Source organism: Pseudomonas sp. R3-52-08, from assembly GCF_003851745.1.
Lineage (GTDB): Bacteria > Pseudomonadota > Gammaproteobacteria > Pseudomonadales > Pseudomonadaceae > Aquipseudomonas.
In genome coordinates this window covers 3,069,902-3,090,679 of record NZ_CP027730.1, presented here as the reverse complement: position 1 = coordinate 3,090,679, position 20,778 = coordinate 3,069,902, and the positions used below count along the sequence as shown (strand labels likewise).

The following is a 20,778-nucleotide window of genomic DNA, read 5'->3' as shown; positions in this document are numbered from 1 at the left end:
GTATCCGGTATGTGTCACCAACCGCCTTGAACGAATCACTGTGTATCTGGCTGCGGCGCAGATACACAACGATACAAACCCACCCAGGCGAGTCTGGTGCAAAAGTTTTATCAGCTGGAAAGCGTCACCTGGATATACTCGACGCCACCTTCTTCAACGCCGTTAAACAGGGATAAAGGTGAGTCAAGTGGAGCACGTAGATCACATCCTCATCGTCGACGATGACCGCGAGATCAGAGAGCTGGTGGGGAATTATCTTCAGAAAAACGGGCTGCGCACGACGGTAGTGGCGGACGGTCGCCAGATGCGTGCCTTTCTGGCGTCCACGCCGGTCGACTTGATTGTGATGGACATCATGATGCCCGGAGACGATGGGCTGGTGCTGTGTCGGGAACTGCGCGCAGGCAAGCATAAGGCCACACCGATTCTGATGCTGACCGCGCGCAATGACGATACGGATCGAATCATCGGCCTGGAGATGGGCGCCGACGATTACCTGGCCAAGCCCTTTGTCGCCCGGGAGTTACTGGCGCGAATCAACGCCGTGCTCCGCCGCACCCGCATGTTGCCGCCCAACCTGATCGTCACCGAAGCAGGCCGGCTGCTCGCATTCGGCAAATGGCGGCTGGACACCACGGCTCGACACCTGCTGGACAGCGAAGGCACCATCGTGACGTTAAGTGGCGGGGAGTATCGCTTGCTGCGCGTCTTCCTCGATCACCCCCAGCGCGTGCTGAACCGCGATCAGTTGCTCAACCTCACCCAGGGCCGGGACGCCGACCTCTTCGACCGATCGATTGACTTGCTCGTCAGCCGGTTGCGCCACCGGCTGCAGGACGACGCCCGCGATCCTGCCTACATCAAGACTGTTCGCAGCGAGGGCTATGTCTTTACCTACGCGGTGCAAGTGTCAGGAGCACAGCCATGACCATGACGCGTTGGCCGCGCACGTTGGCCTCGCGGTTGACACTGATCTTCCTGGTGAGCCTGGCGGTGGCCCATGGATTGTCATTCGGGCTGCAGTTCTATGAGCGCTACCAAAGCGCCAAGATGTTGATGCTGGACAATTTCGAACAAGACCTGACCACCTCACTGGCGATACTGGAGCGGTTACCGGCCAATGAGCGTGAGGCCTGGTTGCCGCGCCTGGAACACCCCAACTACCGATACGAACTTGATGAGGGCCAGCCGGGCACGCCAATGGACATGACCAGCGCTCCCGTCTCCGTGCGCTCCATGCAAGCCACGCTGGGCCGGGACTACCCATTGAGCTTCAGCGATATTGCCGATGCGCGCCCTCATTATCAGGCCCACTTGCGCCTCAAGGACGGCAGCCCCCTGACGATTGATGTACGACCCTTGGTGATGCCGCTATCACCGTGGTTACCGGCAGTTCTGGTTGCGCAACTGTTGCTGCTGTTCGTCTGCACCTGGCTCGCCGTACGCACGGTCATACGGCCACTGACGCGGCTTTCCCAGGCGGTAGACGGCCTGGATCCGAATGGCCAGGGCGAACCGCTCAAGGAGGAAGGGCCAATCGAAGTGGTCTACGCGGCCGTGGCATTCAATACCCTGCAGGAGCGCATTGCGAATTACGTCAAGGAACGCATGCAGCTGTTGGCAGCGATTTCCCACGACCTGCAAACCCCGATCACACGGATGAAGCTTCGCGCGGAGTTCATGGACGATTCGGTGGAAAAGGACAAGCTCTGCAACGACCTGGAGGAAATGCAGCACCTGGTCCAGGAAGGCGTGGCCTACGCGCGGAGCATGGCGGGTTCCAATGAGCCAAGCCGGCGCGTGGATGTCGATTCCTTTCTGGAAAGCCTGGTCTTTGACTACCTCGATACCGGCAAGCAAGTGGCGTTAAAAGCTGACGGCGGCGCAGCCATCGATACCCGCCCCCACGCGCTTCGCAGAGTGTTGGTGAACCTTGTGGACAACGCTTTGAAGTTCGGGTCAGAGGTGCAAATCATCGCGCAGCGCCAGCCGGACGGTGGGCTGCTGATTCAAGTGCTGGACCGTGGCCCCGGCATACCTGACCACCAATTGCCCGAAGTGCTGAAACCTTTTTATCGCGTGGAGAATTCGCGAAACCGGGAAACCGGTGGCACAGGGCTGGGCTTGGCGATTTCGCAACAACTGGCGCTTACCCTGCAAGGCGCCCTGCGCTTGGTGAACCGGGATGGCGGCGGTCTGTGTGTGGAGTTGACACTGCCACCGAGGCTCTCGGGTCAGCGCAATAAGTCAATACACGGTCGGCCCTAAGTAGGCGGGACGCCTCTGCATAACAGTCGGCCACGAATCCAACGTCGTCCAGTCGATGCCTTTTTCCAGTTCAAATCGACAGACAGGCCCGCGAATCAATAGCTGCGTCAGGATGGCCTGCTCAGCGGCGGCGGTATATCCCCATGGAACCGCATCCAAGTCCCGTAGTAGAGCTGCTAACAGGTCCTGATCAAGACGGTCGCCGAATCGAGCGACCAGAAAATGTTTAGCGCGGCGAAACCGAATTCCAGTGCCGACCAGTTGCTCAGCGAGGGCCGATGCACCTCGGCCCGCTACAGCAATTTCGGGGGCATGCCGCACGATCATCCCCAGCATTCCCGACAGCGTTGGCGATCTCGCCGCCACGATTTGCCGGAGGTCATCCGCCAGGTCCGAGCGTTTGAACAGGCAGGCCGCAATCAGGTCGTCGCCGATATTGAAGACGACCCGCCCAGCGAGCTCCGAAAGTGCTTTGCTTGGCCACTTGGCCGCCAGGAAAAGGCTGGCCTGCCGAAGCGACTCATAGCGTTCGTACCACCGCCCATCGTTCTTGGCCTCCACATTTAGCCAACGTGCATACCCGTCAATTAAGCCCAAGCAATAAGCGAACCCCCTGCGTTGACAACGTAAGAGCAGACCACGAACGACCCGGCTCTGCGCTATAGCGGCGACCGTCGACGACATCGGCAGGGCATGCAAGGCAACGTACTGTGACGCGTCCTCAAGTACCGCCCGATGCCGTATTAGGGTGGTGAATATCTCCTTCCATTCCAAACCGTCGAAATGTTCGGCGAAAGCGTCGACGGCTTCGTTGGCGACATACGAAAAATCGTAAGAGGCGTCGAATAGCAAACGCGTGGCGACCACAAAGCGCCATAAATGCTCGTAATCCCAGGGATCTGATCCTTGCGCATTGAGGCGGATGAACAGTGTCCAGGTGCCCAGCACTTGCTCACGCCGGATCGTCATTGCTGGGAACATCCAAGTGCGGAATCGATCCAGGAATATCTCAAACGCCAGGATCCGCGCGATTTCGTCTTCGGGGCAATCAGGCGGCTCCGTCCACTCCACCGAAATCTGCCTCGGCGTGAACACGTAGCTCGCCTTGTGCGTTCCCATCGGAATCTGGATCTCGAGCAACTCTCGCTCGAAACGCAGTACCTTCGTCGAGCGACTGCTAAACGTTGAGCAAAACTGTTCGAGCGCTTGTACGCGTCTTGGTAGCCCCAGCGTATCAAGCCGTAGTCCCGCTAGGGAGTATTGGTGAAGCAGATTGTGTAGAACGTGCGGATTTTCGTACCGCTGCGCAGTCTCGCGGGAAACCACAATGGCGTCAAACTCGAACTGCCAGTTACGATCCTGTATCTCGAATGACTCAGGGATCGCCTCATCAGTCCACTGAAGCAGCCAAGTTTGAAAGCACTGAAGCACCACGACATCGCGTTCAGACAGCAATCCGATGCTCAGGAATTCGATCCAGCATTGCATCACGTTGAGGTAGCGGCGATAGCTGCTAGCGTCGCCCTCCTCCACCGCGCGCCCTAGTAGCCCTTTCAATGAGGCGTCGTACGTTTCGACCAGCGATCCTCTGATTTGCTCGGCGACGTTTTCCAGACCTGCCTCGTGCAGCGTGCCCCGGAGCGTCAAATAAGTATCGTTGAGTTGCTGAGGAAGCCTTGCCGTCGCATCGCCACCCGACACAATGCCTCTAAACAACGCTACTGATTGCTGGAATGCGTCCACCGGTTCAACGACAGTAGGATTATCGAGAGCCTGGCGCATAAGCAGGATTACACTTGCGATCGGCAACTCCAATGAACGTATGGATATCATCGTGTCGGCAAACAAGCCGTCTTCAAGAGCGTGCGCTAATGCGTCGAGGTAAGAGACGGCGTCTTCCAGCACGTAAACCGGCAGTTGCGCGCACTCCGTCCTGACGAAGGATACGCTTTCAAGAACCAACACAGCGTTGTCGCGTCGAAGCGCCGTCAATTGCACAGTTGCCGAATCGAGCAGGCGGCACAACGTTTGCGACGGTACCCAGGACGCCGCCACCTCACAGTCGAGCAGTGCCATGACGATTCGAAGGTCACCACTCGCGACCAACGTGCGCGTCACGGACGACAGCGCGTACAGTGTGCGCAATTCGCGCGGCGGCGCATCCTGTGGCACTTGGACGGCACGTTGGTAGTCTCTCGCAAATTCAGTAAGTGCACAGCATTCGCCGACATACCGTGGGTGCTTTGACCGCCCGATTGCCGCGAGCAAAGAGGGTGACTCCACTACGCCATTGGCGCGGTGCATCCACCTCGCCGGCATCGGCTGTTCGCTACGTGCGAACAGCTGCTCCTTGACTTCACGCGCGACCGGCAGGCGACGCAACTGGGCGAGGACATCGATGCAGTCTCGCGTCAGCTCGCCGCCAGGTACCAGCACTTCACCGGTGAAGATAAGGGCACAGTCGTCAGGCAACACCAACTCTCGGCGCAGCTCACTCTGAATTGATCGCAGCATCGTCCGGTCGCCGAGAATGCAGGCGCCGCGATCAAATACAACGCAGTCGGCTCCGGCTGGCATGCGTCGTGTGTCCATCCTGACGCAGGTAATTTCCTGCTGGCGAAACATGATACCTGCGTGTTCCTCCGCACTGCCCTCGTCGACTATCACCACCGCGAGGTCGGCCTGCTCCCCTGGACCGAGCGCAAGATACCGGCGCCAAGCGCCCATAAGATCAGGTGCCACCAGTGCGCGGCCCGAGGATTGGGCACCCAGCGTTAACAAGCTTGCTTCCACGACATCGTAGCGCCCGATCAACGCTTCACGGCATACATCGGTCAACATATAACGATCGCGAAATGCATCGTCAGCATGCGCCGGCCGCGCCTGCAGCAGATGCATCTGTAGCACCGTCGTCTCGCGCAGATGGCGTCCGCGCCATAGCCTAAGGTCTGAGCAGGCCGGACGCAGGACCAAAGCCGTCGCCCGCGAGCCGGTATTCTGAGCGCTCGCAAAACCGAAACCAATCGTATGCGCGACGTTCATCAGTTGTGGATTTCTCGGCATGACGGTGGTCACGGACACAAAACCAAGCGTCGTCTCGAGGCCCCATTCACAATCGATCGCTATGAAGTCAAACGTCTGCATCAGCTCGTTACAGACCGCTTCCATGTGATCAAGAACTGCCGTGTCCAGATACGGCGAATGATCGTGACCGACATCGCGGGAGACATCAATCTTCAGCAGCGGCTGCACAAAGCATGGAATTGCCCCGCCATGATCGTTACACCCCGAGAGCGCAAGCTGGCGTCGTGCATGCTCGGTCGATCCACTCATGGCCACAGCGGCAATGCACTGTATCAACGCTTGTGGCTCGGGACATATCAGGCTTTCGTAGCCGCCGGCATTGACGTGATTCGTCAGGTCCTCGTTACCTGCGCTACGCACGATCCAGGGCGCTGGGCCACAGACGTCCTCCACGCTCCGCATCAACTGCGGAAAAGCCCTCTCAAAAGCGGCCGCGTAAATCGATACCGCGTCATCCGCCTGTGCCAGGTTGCCCGGCACTGCGGTCGGCAATGGGGTGATCGGAAAGACTGGCAGGACAAGATTCCCCAGGGTTTCCATCCTCCGAATGCGCAACAGTCGATCCACCTTGGGTGCGTGGATCGGTTCTTCGTTTGTAGGCATGGTTTAGTACTCAAGATTCGGTGAACGGGGTGGTAAAGCACGCAGAGGGACCAGCATCTGGGATATCAACCTCGCTATGCTGTCGGTGTCGGCGTGTCTTCAATGGGCCGCGCACTTTCATTTCGGGTCGCCCAGGAACCCGCCGCTCTGATGAGCCCACAACTTCGCGTAAAGACCTCCTTGCGCGAGTAACGCCGTATGGTCGCCCTGTTCGACAACACATCCCTCATCAAGCACGATCAAGCGGTCCATCGCCGCGATGGTGGAGAGTCGATGCGCGATCGCGATCACGGTCTTGCCTGCCATTAACCGGTAAAGGCTTTGCTGGATAACGGCTTCGACCTCAGAATCAAGTGCACTGGTCGCCTCGTCGAGCAGCAGGATGGGTGCGTCCTTCAGCATCACACGCGCAATGGCGATACGCTGACGTTGTCCGCCTGAGAGATTGACGCCGCGCTCGCCTACATGCGCCTCGTAACCGTGGTGCTCGCCCGCATCGCCGAGATTTTGGATAAACGTGTGAGCCTCTGCGCGCCGCGCCGCCGCTTCTATCTGTGCCAGCGTTGCATCGGGTCTTCCGTAGGAAATATTCTCGGCTACTGACCGATGCAGCAGCGAGATGTCCTGCGTAACCATGCCGATTTGGGTGCGCAACGAATCCTGCTTAGCGTGTGCGATGTTCTGCCCATCGATCAGGATGCGACCGCATTCCAGATCATGGAAGCGCAGCAGCAAGTTCAATAGCGTTGACTTACCAGCCCCCGAGCGGCCGACCAGACCAATTTTTTCGCCAGGCCTGACCGTGAGCTCCAGATCGTCGATTACGCGGCGACCGGTTTCGGCGTAGCGGAAGCTCACTCGTTCGAATCGTACCTCACCATGCGTTACTGCTAACTCGACGGCGTCAGGCGCCTCGAGAACGGAAGGTGGGATCGACAGCGTCTTCATGCCGTCCTGCACTATGCCGACGTTCTCAAATAAACTAGTCATTTCCCACATGAGCCACTGCGACATACCCTGCAGTCGCAATGCCATAGCGGTGCCGGCTGCAACGGCACCCACTCCTACCGCGCCTTGCGACCACAGCCACAACGCGGTGCCCGTCGCGCCAATCGTGAGCCCAATACTCAGGAGATAGTTGACGATCTCAAAGGCGCTCACTAGCCGCATCTCGCCGTAGCCGGTGCGCATGAATTCGCGCATGGCCTCGCGCGCGAACCCTGCTTCGCGTTGCGTGTGAGAGAACAGTTTGACAGTGGCAATGTTGGTGTAGGCGTCGGTTACACGCCCCGTCAAGAGCGCGCGCGCGTCGGCCTGCTCCTTGCCGAACTTGCCAAGGTGAGGCACGAAATAGAACAACGCCGCGACGTAAAGGAAGAGCCAGCTCACAAAGGGCCATACCAGTTGCGCATCGAGCATGCCAGCCAGGATGATCATTGTCGTTACGTATACACTCATAGTGACCGTGACGTCGGCCAGCACGAAAATGGTTTCGCGCACTGCAAGTGAGGTTTGCATCACCTTTGCCGTGATACGGCCCGCGAACTCATTCTGATAGAAGGCCATGCTCTGCCCCAGCATCAGCCTGTGGAAGTTCCACCGCAGCCGCATGGGCAAGTTCACGGTGAGGGCCTGATGCTTGACGACAGTCTGCAGCGCCACTATGGCGATGCTGGCCACCATCACGGCGACTAGCCATAGCAATGTCTCGCCGCGCTCGGCCCACAGGCGCGACGGCACCTGGACGCTGAGCCAGTCGACGATGTGTCCGAGCATGGCAATCAGCATCACTTCTAAGGCAGACATTATCATCGTGAGTGCCGCCATGGCCGCGATCTTGCCGCGTACACCCTGTGTGCAGGCCCAAAGAAAGGCGAAGAATCCCCGAGGCAGCGGCGATGGCTCGGAGGAAGGGAACGGGTAGAGCAGTTTTTCAAAGAAACCAAGCAAAATTTATCCTCCCCGCGACTGATGCCACACGCCCTACTGCATGTCGGGCAATGCTTTGCCATACCAAGACAACGCGATTAATACGCCGTTTGCGCGTCCGCTTAAGCGCGCCGATTGTTAATCAACCTGGCTACCTTTTCGAAAGCGGCGGCCACATGCTCTATCGCGCTCGTATCGGCCAATAGCATGCGATGAGGCAAAGCGATGCAGGACCTGGAAAACTCTTGCGCTATAGGCAATTGATAACGGGATGGATCTACGGCATCGGTAAATGCCTTGCCCAGTTCGAACCGATGTCGCGAGGAAGGGTTATAGAGGCGATTCTGGTTAAGTGCGCCGTACATCGTCTTGCAGGGCAACCTGATTTCCGCGGATAAGGCCGCAGCGAACCGCGCAGCGCCCTGCGTCTCCACAATTGACTGAGGCAACCGCACAACGTAGGTGTAGTGCGCCCGTTCCGTGGTGCAAGGGGCGGTAGCCTGTGGCAGGAATCCAAGAGAAACCAGAAAGCTGTCCAGAACAGCGGCATTACGACGCCTATGTGCCAGTTGCTCGTCCAAGGCCTCGAGTTGCGCCACCAAGATCGCGGCATGAAACTCCGAGAGGCAGTGGTTGTTACCCATGACCTCCGCCGTCTCAATCAGCGCCATTTCGTCTATTCCAGGAGGCTGCTCGGAGAGCGTTCGGCCGTCGGCCCTCAGATGCGCCAGGCGGCGTGCGAGGCTCTCGTTGTTAGTAATCACCGCCCCACCCTCTCCGCTCGTCAGCAGCTTACTGTGCTGCATAGAAAAGGTGCCCGCCGCGCCGAAGCAACCAACATGCCGACCGGCATACCGGGCGCCATGTGCTTGGGCGCAATCTTCAATCAATGGAATGGAGTGCGCCTGGGCGATCGCCACCAAGCGATCCAGGTTGGCGACCGCCGATCCAAGATGGACCACAGTGATGGCTCGTGTGCGCGATGTGATTGCGCGCTCAAGTGCCACTGGATCAAGGCAGCCGGTCTCGGGCTCCACGTCGGTCAGGACGGGAATAGCATTGACTCCGAGTACTGCGGACGCTGATGCAACCCAACTCATGCCCGGCACTATCACCTCGTCGTACGCCCCGACCTCGCAGGCCTCCAAGGCCATGCTCAAGCTGGTGGAACCAGTCGCGGACGGCACGCAATATCCAGCGCCAGTGTAAACGGCAAACGCCTGTGCGAAACGCTCTTCCCAAGACGGTCCCCCACGGTATTGACCACTGATGGACCACCGGTGGCTGCCTAGCACAGCATTAACATTACGTTGAGTGTTCTCATTGCTCTGGGGCCAATTTGGCCAATTCCCATCGTGGACCGCAGCCCCTCCGTAAATTGCTAGCGTTTCCAACATGGATGCCTCCGTTAATCAGGGTTAATCGGTCTGCCCATGACAGCCACGGGGTCAGGCCAGCGGTTTTTCCAGATCAATTCTTTCGCTAAAGCGGATTCAATTTAAGCGACGCCACAGGCGCTCCGCATATCGTGTGGTGCCTGTGCCGACACGGCCAGCATGTAGCAGCATCTCAGAGATGGTGGATGCGCTGGTTTGCGAACGGTAGCCCCACATGTCTTTGCATTTGCTTTCTAATACTGCTTCGATGTCGACCGCCATGACGGGTGTTAGGCCTTGAACGGCAAGCTGTCTTTCGAGTTTTGGGAGCTTCAAGCTTGAGCTGTAGGGAACGTCTTCGTAGTAAAGGACTTCGATGTGATGCAGCGCATCTGCGGCAATTCGTACGATCTGATGATCGACATGCCCGCCAAGGCCGCACGGAGCAAGCACGACTTCAGGCAACCGACACGCCACAGCGTTACGGATCATGTTCACGACGTCGTCGGTCCTGGGATCATCGGTGGCGGCAATGCTAAGTTCCGTCACTTCGTCATATCCCATCACAAAGCTATCCGGACACAACAGAAGGTCGTAATCGATCCGCCGTCGCGCACAATACGCACGATCCTCGCGCTCCCGCTCTGCCGATATCGCATCTGCGGACTTCTCGCACGAAGCCTGCGGCAGTGCCCATCCGCTGTAGCCGAAGATTGTCATGAGACTGAGATCCACTCGTTTGGAAAGCCGCGCAACGATGCCTCCTATCGAGTAGGCAACATCATCCGCATGAGGTGATAGCAGCAGGATGCGCTTGCCCATCATCGACTCCAGGGATGACGGGCTCATCGCTGCTCCTTGATCCAACGAATCGCTTCCTCGGCAGGAACGATATCGTTGGCTCCGTCCATCATGCGAAAAGCTGCTTGGAAGCGCCGCTGCGGGCTGATCGACGCGGGGCCGCCTTTTCGGAACCGTTGCGAAGTGGCAGTAAGCGCTTTCTCGAAACGTTCGAGCAGTTCGTCAAGCACGTCGCCGGTCGCGAGTGAGACAGCCTGATTGTCCCCTTCGTATAGAAGTAGGCCCGCCATGGCGCAATTCGCGTACAGGGCCTGATCCAATGCCTCAGTGGCGCCCACGATTTGCAGCAGTGGACCATCGCCGTATATCTCGATGGGCAGCTCCATCCGTCGCACAATATTGCGCATTTCCGCAGCCAGGGTGGCTCCACATTGAACCAATCGCTGGTAACCGTCATGGCTGTCCATGTAGTCCAGTGTGGCCAACGCCGCCACGATCGGGATCGTGTCAAAATAGGCGGTATAGGTAAATTCCTTCGCCGCGGCCATCACATCGGATCGGCCCACCAGGCACGAAAGCCGGTGACCATTCGCCAATCCTTTGGCAAATGTGTACAGATCGGCCTGGAAGCCGACCGCCCCTGAAAATCGGGAGGCGCGCACCGAGCGGTATCCTTGCTTGACATCATCGCAGCACAGCAGCACCCCCTCATATCGAGCGATCTGCGCCAGCCGACGAAGTGTATCCGGTTGCAAGTGGACGTAGTCGGGCGACAAGATCACCAAGGCCGTTTGTCCGCGATGCCGTTCGAGCACCTGCTCCAGCAGTTCCGGCACAAAGTAGAAGTCAATAACTCCACTCGCATTGGCTTCCAGCAAGTAGTCGCTGCTGTCCCAGTACTCACCCCAGCCGTGATAACCCGCACTCGCTATGACGTGCTTGCCCGTGAATTCCCGTGCAACCTGAACGGCGGCCCGACAGGCTTCCGTCCCCGTGCTGAACAGGGCAAGTCGTGCTCCGTTCAATCCGACGTCGTCGATGATCCGGTTGGTGATCGCCTCATGCAGGTTGCTCCAGCAGGTCGCCGATGCTAGTCCGCTGTGTAAATGGCGCGTAATCGCTGAATTCACTGCTGGGTGGTGGTGCCCAAGCGTGACGCTGCCTTTGCCATTCATCAGGTCGATATACTGCTTGCCGTCCGAGAGCGTCACCGTGGCGCCCCTGGAACTGACGGCGCGCAGCCTGGGCTGTGCGGTATAGATGTCGGTGACGATGTGGTCAGGTCTGTCCATGTCATTTCCAGGAAGGTTTGCTGATTTCGGCCAACTCGGAGGTTGTCCTGATCAATTTATGGAAGTCTTCGTAGAAGGTAATACGTCCACTGTCGCTGGGTATTCTCACGCTGCGTACCCTAGACTCGATGATCATCAGCGCAGCTAATGACAAGCTCTCCCGGACGCTCAACCAAGCGAGACCGCACAGTGATGCGAGCTGCCCGGCGTCTTCGATCGACAAGTGATTTTCGAGAATGAAAGCTGCCAATTCCAACTCGGGAAAGCTGACGTCGCCCCAGTTCGCTTCCAGTTGAAAACGATGAAGCCGTCCGTGTTGGTCAACCTGCCAATGCCAACCGCCACTGCTATAACGCAGGGACGAACGGAACACTGTGCCCGCCTGTCCCGGCCAAGGTACCGGCTCCGCTAGAAACGCGCTTAGTGGCTCAGATATCTCCTGCAGCGGATCGCAACCGCAGCGCTCTTGCATAGTATCTGCCATTGCCGACCAGCGCGGATCAAGGTCCATTACCACCGGGCTATGGTATGTATGGGCAATGGTTTGCTGTGCAGGGACAGTCAGCCAGTTCGCCGCTTGAAGCAATAAGTCGGCTCGTCTCGGCCGGTTCGCGATATGAAACTCCTCTTGAAATGATCGCGTGGGCCCGATGTCGACCGTAATGGCATAACCGTCAACTAACCAGGCTGCGGCCGTGGTGCCCATCTTCCGCACGCGCTCGAACTCCGCACGACCGAACAAGCCTTCACCGATGAAACGCAGATGTAACAGCACCTCACCATCAGGTCCGAGAATTTCGATCGGCGTCTTGCGCGGGTTCACCAAAGGCCGATGGCCGTTTAGAACCCGAGGGTCGTTCCACGGAAGCCAGGCGCAACTTTGCCCGTAACGCACCTCACCTTGCGGGCAACGGAAGTGCAGGCGCGCCTGGGCGGGGATCGAAGGTATGCCCGATGTTTCCCGCAGTCGTGCGATGAATTCAGGTTGTCCATCGGGTAGCAAGCATTCCCAAAGCCGTGGTGCACGCGAATCGGGCAGCACGTAAGCCTGTGGGTGTGGCGGCATCGGATGCGTCGTCGGGCCGTGCCATAGCTCTCCGACGCTCGAAAACCATAGATCGACGCCGGGCTTGCGCAACTGCGCCGCTACGCGCTCCATTGTCGCCCCTGTATCCGGGCGATCATCCACCACCACGATCACAGGGACGGAGTGGTACTCCAACCAGGCTCGAACAGTTTCTAAGCCATCAAATGTCACGCATCCTTCTCGCGGCCGCACCGTACACCAATGCACATCAGCGATACCTAATCCGCTCAGAACTGCCTTCCAGAGCGGAGCAAGATATGTTCCACCAGTGCGGATCCCGACAATCAGGAAGGCCCGATCAAGGCGCACCTGCGCGATCAATCGGTCGACATCGCCGGCAATCAACTCGAGATCAGCAAGGTCGTAGCCGCAGCACTCCGGCATCGGCAAGTGGAGCACTTTGCTCAGGGAATCGGGCGATGAGTTTTCATGGAGTGCGACACACGCAAGTGCGAGGTGATCGATGTCTTCGGACGCAGCCGCTATTCGCCCCAGCATCGCCTGTGCGGCGCGATCGGCCTCGCATTCGGCGCGGCGAAGTTGCTCTCCGAGTTCATCCATATTGGTATCGACGAGTACGCCGTCTAGTTTTCCCACCGCGAGCAGGTCGGCCCAGAATTGCACGCAGGCACAGGCCATCAGATATTGATCCAGATTTCCAGGAGCGGCCGCGGCACGCAGGTAACTCAGTACTCGCCCAATATCGATGCGCATGAGTCCCGCAGCGCCCAACGGGGTAGGCCGGCTTACAAGAAGGTCTGTCATAGTTATTGCACGTACCGAGATCCGTGGTCGCGCCGAGCGCGAAACACCGACGCAGTTAGAGATCGGATGGCCCACATTGGCCAGCGCATGAAAAGCGCACTTGTCACTGAAAACCTCCCTCGACGGCGATCTCTTTGATCCCCGTTAGACAATCCTCAATGCAAGACTGAATTAGCGAGGCGTCGACCAGCATCAGTGGTCTGCCAACCGGCCCGGCTGGAACCCCCAGACCATCCAGCAGGATCATGACGACCTGGTCAGTACGAGCGCTGAGATAACCTCGCTTATTGTCCGTGCGCAGCAGGGCCATCAATGCGGCGACAGTAACCCCGACGGGCAACCGAACCGTCAGTCCGTTACGTCTGAGTAGCTGATAATGAAGACTCCGGTCTGCTTCGCTCAGCCGCCCTAGACGGCTGGCAACTTCTGCCGCCACGATCATTCCTAGGCCGACGGCTTCTCCATGTGGCACTCGACCCTCCGCTGCGAGTTCGATTGCGTGGCCGACCGTATGGCCATACTCAAACACAAGGGCCTCTTTCCGCTCGCGTTTGTCGTCTTTCATCACCTTTTGTTTTGCAAACAAACCTGCTTCGACAATAGCCATGAATTCCGTATCGGAATAGTTTGCGTCCGGCTTCAATCCCTTTTCGAGCAGAGGGATGTTCTCGGTGGCCACGGTCAATGCATTCTTGATGATCTCGTACATTCCGGACCTAATTTGCGTCGCCGGTAACGTGCGCAGGAAGTTAATATCAATCAGAACAGCCGTGGGTTTGTGAAAACACCCCAAAAGATTTTTACCTAGAGAAAGATTCACTGCTTGCTTGAGCGAGGCGACTGAATCTGCCGCTGCAATCAATGTCGTCGGCACATGCACGAGGCGAATGCCACGAAACAGCAATGCGGCTATTAATCCCGCGAGATTCCCGATTACCCCGCCACCCACGGCGACGATGACGCTGCTCCGGTCAATACCGTCTTGTACCATCTTTTGAGCAAGATTCTCGACAGTTCCCAAGCACTTGCATGACTCTCCATTGCCGACGACCCAAAGGCTGGCAACAGCTTGAGCCGAAAGCCGCTCGTACAATACGCCAGCATGCAACTGACTGACGGTACTATCGGTAATCATGTGATAACTCGATGCGCTAAGCTCACGCAGATTCGACATGATTTCATCTACGCATCGAACGCCAATCCATACCGGATAGCACTCATTTTCGAATTGAAGTCGCAGGTTACGCATAAGACTCTCTCTCCGGTATACAAGAGCGTTGTTAACAACCTGGCGTCGTCGCCATCGCGCTAGTCAACACAGCCATCAGCCTCTGCATTGCCGATCCACAAAACATATGGATCACAAAGCGCCGACTCAACAATTGCACCCATGCGGGGGGGGCGTCACACATAAGAAAAACCAAGCCTATTTGTTCTTCACTCATGTGTACCGACCGAACAAATAAAGAACACTTGAAACATCAATACTCTCAAGATCACTACAGCGTCAACAACTAGATGCACCAAGTTACATATTTAAACGATTAAAACTTAAGCTATACGTACGAAGACTCTTACGGCGCCACAGGAAAGATATTACGCCGCCTTCCTATGCGCAGTAAAAACTGTAAATTGCAATTCTCTACTTTCGATTTCTCTGCTAGATTGATTTAACTTCGCCGGAATAGAGTGGTTTCTTCAGGGTCTTTACTGGTGGTCCGAGTACAGTGCTCCTCCATAGACTGCCTATTGTGCGCTGCAACTTTGTAGATATCGAATCATTGATTCGGCAGGAATACGAGATACCTTTATTACTTTCTGAGCGTTTCCATGTGACACCGTCAGAGGACTACCCATAACGATGACTTCTTCATTAAAGCAGCACGTCGAAGACCGTCCACTCGGTACGTCCCATATACATGGGCTGCGGTCAAACACCCTGTTAGATGATCCTTTTGACGTGGTCATCATTGGGAGTGGGGCCGCTGGTGCGGTTGCTGCAGACACCTTCGTTCGAGCAGGACTTCGCACTCTTTTGCTGGAGGAAGGCGCCAGACTTAAGGTCAGTGCGAACAATGCAGACGTTGACGCACAGGCAGAGCACGCACTGGCTGGAAATTCCACGCAAGGATGGAATCTACAGGGATGGCCATGGAGCACGCGCAATCTTGGTGGTGGCACGGTTTTCTACGGCGGAGCCTCGTTTCGGTATACCGAATTCGATTTCGATCCCAGCGAGCTCATCCGTGTCGAGGGATTACCGGTGAAATGGCCCATCGGCGCTTCCGATCTGGCCCCTTTTTACAACGAGATAGAGTCGATTCTATCCATCGACCACGCTGGGTTTGAGTGTAGGCGAAGACAGGCTCCAAATACGCTGAGCCTGCCTGCGGAACATTTGTGGGAAGGTGCGCTCCGGCTCGGCCTGTCCCCCCGCCCGACACCTGTAGCGATCGACCGCAGCCGGTGCGACCTCTGCTCCTTATGTATCTCGACACAATGCACGCGCGGCGCCAAGCGCGATGTGGTGAACTCCTTACTCGTTCCCTTGGCCGATATGCCCAACCTGCTACTGCTGACGGGCGTGAAAGCCATCGCACTAACGCAGGAACAGCGCAATCGTGCCAGCGCGGTGCGGTGCATGGACACCGTAACTGGTCAGGTTCGTTCAATCCGTGGGCATCGTTTTGTACTGGCCTGCAATGCAATTCAAACAGCGGCGCTACTGCTCCGCTCGATTACGCCTCATGCGCCAAGAGGGCTTGGCAATGACTACGATATGGTGGGTCGGGGTCTTTGCATGAAACTCAGCGAATATTCGCAGGGCGTGGTGCATACAAATCGGCAGCAAATTGACGATCACCCGATAGGTTATCGGGGGCCGTTCTCGACAGTTTGCACGCTTGACCACTATCTGGACGAGCGCTGTCCGACCGGAGTCGGCGGGTTGATCTACGAGGCCAAGCACGACGACTTGAGTCGTCTACAGGGTGATTGTTTGGTGCTACGTGTGGAAACCATTCTCGCTGACCATCCGTCTCTCGGGAATCGGATCCGTCTAGCAAGCAGTACAGACTCATGGGGCTTTCCACGGTTGATGATCGACTACACGACGGATCGAAAGGATCTGACACGCTTGGCTTATATGGTGGAGCGCTCAGCCGACTGGCTCGAAGCCGCAGGAGCGCGAAATATCCAACATGAAGCCTCCAACTTCGCAATGGGCAGTACTCACCTACACGGCACCTGCCGCGCAGGTGACGACCCCCGAACGTCCGTAGTGGATCGTGATGGCAAGCTCCATTCGCTGGATAATGTCTACGTTGCGGATGGGAGCTACATGCCCTACCCCGGCGGAGTGAATCCTACTCTGACGATCCAGGCCAATGCATTGAGAATTGCTCGCCAGATCGCCCGCGATGCGACGGGTCGTTCGAGCGCGTCGCTAGCGCTATAGCCTGTTGCTAACTGAAAATCATCATAAAGCGACCACACTCATGACTCCCCACTTCATTCGCCAACTCGTCATTCACACAATCTGCAATGTGACCGGTGCGTCTCACAAAGAGGTTGCGACCCTCGAGTGGGTCAAATTGAATACACGCGACTGGGAGCAGGTCTTCAGCCGGTTGGAAGCAACGCTCGATATCCAGACCGGTATGTTGATCTCGGTCGAGCGATCCTTCTCCATCGAGACGTTGATGCATGCGCTGTACGCGAAGCTTACAGACAACATCGTCACCTGACCGATACGTGATCTGAACCACTCTGATTCCTGGCGGGGGCCAAGGACGTCGGACGATGTATTGCTTACGCGTCTCACCGGGCAATCGTGACGGGCGCACATATCGCTCGCTTGCCCCTCCTGCACTCTTGAACCGCTCGACCTTAATTCATTTAGCAAGGGCCTGATTCGTATGAAAGTCTTGAAGCTAACGCCTTTTTTCCATCATCCGGATACTGACTCCTGGCCTGCGGCGTACGACTCGGTAGGTGGCATGCAGATTCAGACTTGGCGCCAAGCAGTTTGGCTTGCTCAGCAAGGTGTCCATCAACATGTCATGACTATCGGTTTCCCCGGACTGCCTAAGATGCGACAGCTGCTTCCGCTTCTGTGGGTCGAGCGCATGCTACTACCTATGCCGCGGATACGGTCCGAATTCAGCGGTTTGATAGGTTTAACGCAGTCGTGGGCGGTGGCAACACTGTTTGCGCTGCTCCAAAAAAGGCGTAAGCATGATTTCGATGTAATTCATACGCATCTCGACGGACAAATTCCCGCGCTGCTGGTCGCCTGTTTAGCGCCTCGATTGCTACGATGCCCATTGATCCTGACGGTGCATTGCTCTCGTCTTGCGGTTTACACACCGCATTCCTGGCTGGATATGCTTCAGCATCGTATGGCCCGGTGGCTAGAACGCAAAGCCGTGGGCACGGCCTTCGCGGTAGTCACCCTAACCCAACGAACCGCATCACAACTCACCCACAATGCGCGTCATATCGAGGTTGTTCCTGACGTGGTCGACACCACGCAATTCGCGCCGCCCCAGCGAGAAATCGTAACTGCGTTTCGCGAACGTCATAATCTGCGGCGGCAAACGGTGGGCTTTGTCGGCCGTATCGCAAAAGAAAAGGGATGGCACCATCTCATCCCGCTCGCTCAGGCGCTTCGAGAGCAAGAGTGCGAGTTGCTGATCGTTGGCGACGGGACACAGCGGGACCGGCTGCGACACTCCGTTAAGAAGGCCGGACTGCAGGACTGGGTGACGATTACGGGCTTCATCCCCCATCATGAAGTAACCCTGGCGATAGCGGCCTGCCGGCTGATCGTGATGCCGTCAGCGTATGAGGAGTTCGGGGGGGCCAGCATTGAAGCACTGGCTACCGGCGTTCCGGTAGCGGCTTTCGACGTTGGCGGCCTTTCGGAAATTCTGCGCGGTATAACTCCCGACCTGCTGATCGCACCAGAGGATACGCTCGCTCTGATTGCAAAAGTCAAGGCGGTGCTAGCTGGACGCCATGCGCAAAGTATCGATCCGGCTCGGTTGCGTGCCTACGTTGAGCAACGTTATGCCCCATCCGCGATGGGCGCTCGAATTCTGGATCTATATCGATTGGCGCTGATCGACTTTACGAAACCTGACAGGCCATGAGTGCTACGGCGCAGCAACTGCACGGCACGGCACCGGCAAAGGCTCGCCCAACGGAAAACAACCCGCCTCGGAGTATTTTCTATGTCGCTGATTCACCTTCCCAACACCGTTTCCGCATCAGAAGTGGAGCAGTGTTTGCGCGAGCACGGCTACGCCATCATTGATAAACTCGTGCCCGGAACCTCTATGGATCGCATCGCCGAAGAACTCGAACCCTATACGGCGGTGACGTCATTCGGGTCCGACGGCATTCTCGGCAGACGGACCAAACGCACCGGCGGGCTGATTGCGCGATCCATAGGGGCGCGTGAGTTGATCCTCAATCCTACTATTCTTGAGACCACACGGCGCTTTCTCTCCCACGCTACGACGTTTCAGATCCATTGCACTCAGATCGTATCCATTCATCCGGGTGCAAGAGCACAGACACTGCATCAAGACGAGGTAGCCTGGGATATGTTCCCCTTTCCCAGCGACTATCATGCGCAATGCAACACCCTATGGGCCATGACCGACTACTCCGAGAAGATGGGCGCCACACGCGTCGTACCCGGCAGTCACCGAGCGGGGCGCAGCGTTGAGTTTGAAATTGCAGCCAGCCTCCCTGCGGAGATGGAAAAAGGATCAGTGCTCGTTTACGACGGAAAGGTGTACCACGGCGGCGGAGCCAATCGTTCTAACCAAGTCCGGTCGGCCATCAACCTGACTTATGCGCTGGGCTGGCTTCGGCAAGAGGAGAACCAGTTTCTGTCCTGTCCGCTGGAAATTGCCCGTACGCTGCCGGACGAATTGCTTCGTCTTATGGGCTATCAGTGCGGAGCGTTCGCCTTGGGCTATGTCAACGGGTTCGAGGACCCGATGACTGTATTGGGAAGGAGTCAACCTGGCAAACTCGTGGGCGCGGAGTTGATGCTGAAGGCCGAGCAGAACGAGGATCGTAGGTCTTTCCTGCGGGAAGCAAAATTCGATTGAAAAACGTCTGGGAAGCGAGCATAGACGTCTGTGGTCGGGCTATTCATCGTCTGGCCCGCAATCTCAACGACTTGCGGCGGTGAAAAGCTAATCAAACACAGCGAGCGTATCGAGTTTTAAAAAAGCTTGGTGTTCACCGCTGAGGGTTCGCCTCCGCCAGCAACTGCTGGATCACTTTTTCCTGAGTGTCATAGCTGCCTTCGCCGAAGTGGGTGTAGCGGATCTTGCCTTCGGCGTCGACGAGGTAGTGGGCGGGCCAGTATTGATTGTCGAATGCGCGCCAGATCGCATAGTTATTGTCGATCGCGATCGGGTAGTTGAGGCCCAGCTTCGCTACGTTTTTGCGCACGTTGTCTATCACCCTTTCAAAGGGATACTCCGGGGTGTGCACGCCGATGACAACCAGCCCTTCCTTCTCGTACTTCTTTGCCCACTCGTTCACATACGGAATGCTGCGCTGGCAATTGATGCAGTCGAACGTCCAGAAGTCCACCAGCACCACTTTGCCTCGCAACGACTCCTTGCTCAGTTCGGGTGAATTCAGCCACTGGACGGCGCCCGACAGGGACGGCATTTCACCCTTAGCACTCAGGTCAGGTGTGGTCGCGGCCTTGACGCTGTCCACCAGGTAATCAGTGACTTTGGGCACACCGCTCAGCAGCGACTGCTCCAGCTTGGCAGCGCCCTGGGATGAAGTGCCGGCGAGTAATTGGCTCTGTGAGCCACTGGCGATCAGCCCCGCAACCACCAGCGCGGCCAGCCCTGTGCCGCGTCGCAGCCAGGCAATCACGGGCAGCGACAACTTCAACCGAGACACCAGGCCTCGGCCCGCGAAGATCAGCACGCCCAACGAGACGCCACTGCCCAAGCCGTAGGCCAACAGCAGCAGGCTGGTGTGCGCGCTCGGGCCTTGAAGCATTGCGCCGGTCAGGATGATTCCGAGGATGGGCCCCGCGCACGGTGCCCAGAGCAATCCGGTTGCGACCCCGATCAGCAGCGATGCTCCGGGCCCCGACAATCTGCGCGTGGCGGGATCGAGGCGATTACCCAGTGCCGTCAACGGCCGCATCAACCCGTTACCGACTTTGGCGGAAAGCAACGACAGGGCGAACAGAACCAGCACCACCAGGGCGAGCTGGCGACCAATGCCGTTGGCGGTCACCACCCAGTCACTGCTGACCACGGCGAGGCTGGACACAAGGGCAAAGGTCAGCGCCAGGCCAAGCAGGGTCCACACCACTGACGCTGGCGAGCGGTCAGCACGGGCGAATAAAAACGGCACGACGGGAAGAATGCACGGGCTGAGTACCGTGACGATGCCGCCGAGAAAGGCGATCAAGAACATGGCGCTACCTGCTCAATTGGCCGAGGGGGTGTCCCTCGCTGGAGCCAATTGAACCGCCTGCAGGTATCGCGGATGTGTCGGTAAAGCGGTCTATTGAATCCGC

General features: G+C 57.5%; 14 protein-coding genes. 6 read left to right on the top strand and 8 right to left on the bottom strand.

What is annotated here, in order from left to right; genetic code table 11:
* Window positions 1-187 precede the first annotated feature (187 nt).
* Both C4J91_RS14040 and C4J91_RS14035 read left to right on the top strand, forming a co-directional pair.
* Window positions 188-928, top strand: a complete 741-nt coding sequence (locus tag C4J91_RS14040) for a response regulator (RefSeq protein WP_124362883.1) — start codon at window positions 188-190, stop codon at window positions 926-928.
* Entirely contained in the window at window positions 925-2,268 is a 1,344-nt protein-coding gene (locus C4J91_RS14035; protein WP_124362882.1) for a HAMP domain-containing sensor histidine kinase, read from the top strand. The genes C4J91_RS14040 and C4J91_RS14035 overlap by 4 nt, the downstream gene beginning before the upstream one ends.
* On the opposite strand, the gene C4J91_RS14030 is transcribed toward C4J91_RS14035, so the two are convergent.
* The 7 genes from C4J91_RS14030 to C4J91_RS14000 all read right to left on the bottom strand — a co-directional run bounded on the left by C4J91_RS14030 (window position 2,248) and on the right by C4J91_RS14000 (window position 14,454).
* The gene (locus C4J91_RS14030) at window positions 2,248-5,955 is read right to left on the bottom strand and encodes a hypothetical protein (RefSeq protein ID WP_124362881.1); all 3,708 of its coding nucleotides are present in this window, start codon (window positions 5,953-5,955) and stop codon (window positions 2,248-2,250) included. The genes C4J91_RS14035 and C4J91_RS14030 overlap by 21 nt on opposite strands.
* 117 nt (window positions 5,956-6,072) lie before the next feature.
* A complete protein-coding gene (locus tag C4J91_RS14025) occupies window positions 6,073-7,905 on the bottom strand; it encodes an ABC transporter ATP-binding protein (protein ID WP_124362880.1) in 1,833 nt (610 codons plus the stop codon).
* A 101-nt stretch (window positions 7,906-8,006) separates the two neighbouring features.
* On the bottom strand, window positions 8,007-9,281 hold the full coding sequence (locus C4J91_RS14020; RefSeq protein WP_124362879.1) for a DegT/DnrJ/EryC1/StrS family aminotransferase: 1,275 nt from the start codon (window positions 9,279-9,281) through the stop codon (window positions 8,007-8,009).
* 96 nt (window positions 9,282-9,377) lie between these two features.
* Complete coding sequence (locus C4J91_RS14015; protein ID WP_124362878.1) at window positions 9,378-10,109, bottom strand: PIG-L deacetylase family protein; 732 nt, start codon at window positions 10,107-10,109, stop codon at window positions 9,378-9,380.
* A complete protein-coding gene (locus C4J91_RS14010) occupies window positions 10,106-11,353 on the bottom strand; it encodes an aminotransferase class III-fold pyridoxal phosphate-dependent enzyme (protein WP_124362877.1) in 1,248 nt (415 codons plus the stop codon). The genes C4J91_RS14015 and C4J91_RS14010 overlap by 4 nt, the downstream gene beginning before the upstream one ends.
* 1 nt (window position 11,354) lies before the next feature.
* Window positions 11,355-13,154: a hypothetical protein gene (locus tag C4J91_RS14005; RefSeq protein WP_124362876.1), complete on the bottom strand. Its 1,800-nt coding sequence runs from the start codon at window positions 13,152-13,154 to the stop codon at window positions 11,355-11,357.
* A gap of 154 nt (window positions 13,155-13,308) precedes the next feature.
* Window positions 13,309-14,454, bottom strand: coding sequence for a 2-deoxy-scyllo-inosose synthase (locus C4J91_RS14000; protein ID WP_124362875.1), 1,146 nt, complete (start codon window positions 14,452-14,454; stop codon window positions 13,309-13,311).
* Between the two features lie 612 nt (window positions 14,455-15,066).
* On the opposite strand from C4J91_RS14000, the gene C4J91_RS13995 reads away from it, so the two are divergent.
* The 4 genes from C4J91_RS13995 (at window position 15,067) to C4J91_RS13980 (ending at window position 19,330) form a co-directional block, all read left to right on the top strand.
* Window positions 15,067-16,662, top strand: a complete 1,596-nt coding sequence (locus C4J91_RS13995) for a GMC oxidoreductase (RefSeq protein WP_124362874.1) — start codon at window positions 15,067-15,069, stop codon at window positions 16,660-16,662.
* Between the two features lie 40 nt (window positions 16,663-16,702).
* Entirely contained in the window at window positions 16,703-16,951 is a 249-nt protein-coding gene (locus tag C4J91_RS13990) for a DUF6137 domain-containing protein (RefSeq protein ID WP_124362873.1), read from the top strand.
* Between the two features lie 171 nt (window positions 16,952-17,122).
* Window positions 17,123-18,358: a glycosyltransferase gene (locus C4J91_RS13985; RefSeq protein ID WP_124362872.1), complete on the top strand. Its 1,236-nt coding sequence runs from the start codon at window positions 17,123-17,125 to the stop codon at window positions 18,356-18,358.
* A gap of 81 nt (window positions 18,359-18,439) precedes the next feature.
* Window positions 18,440-19,330: a phytanoyl-CoA dioxygenase family protein gene (locus C4J91_RS13980; protein ID WP_124362871.1), complete on the top strand. Its 891-nt coding sequence runs from the start codon at window positions 18,440-18,442 to the stop codon at window positions 19,328-19,330.
* A 133-nt stretch (window positions 19,331-19,463) separates the two neighbouring features.
* On the opposite strand, the gene C4J91_RS13975 is transcribed toward C4J91_RS13980, so the two are convergent.
* Window positions 19,464-20,675: a cytochrome c biogenesis protein DipZ gene (locus tag C4J91_RS13975; RefSeq protein WP_124362870.1), complete on the bottom strand. Its 1,212-nt coding sequence runs from the start codon at window positions 20,673-20,675 to the stop codon at window positions 19,464-19,466.
* Window positions 20,676-20,778 lie beyond the last annotated feature (103 nt).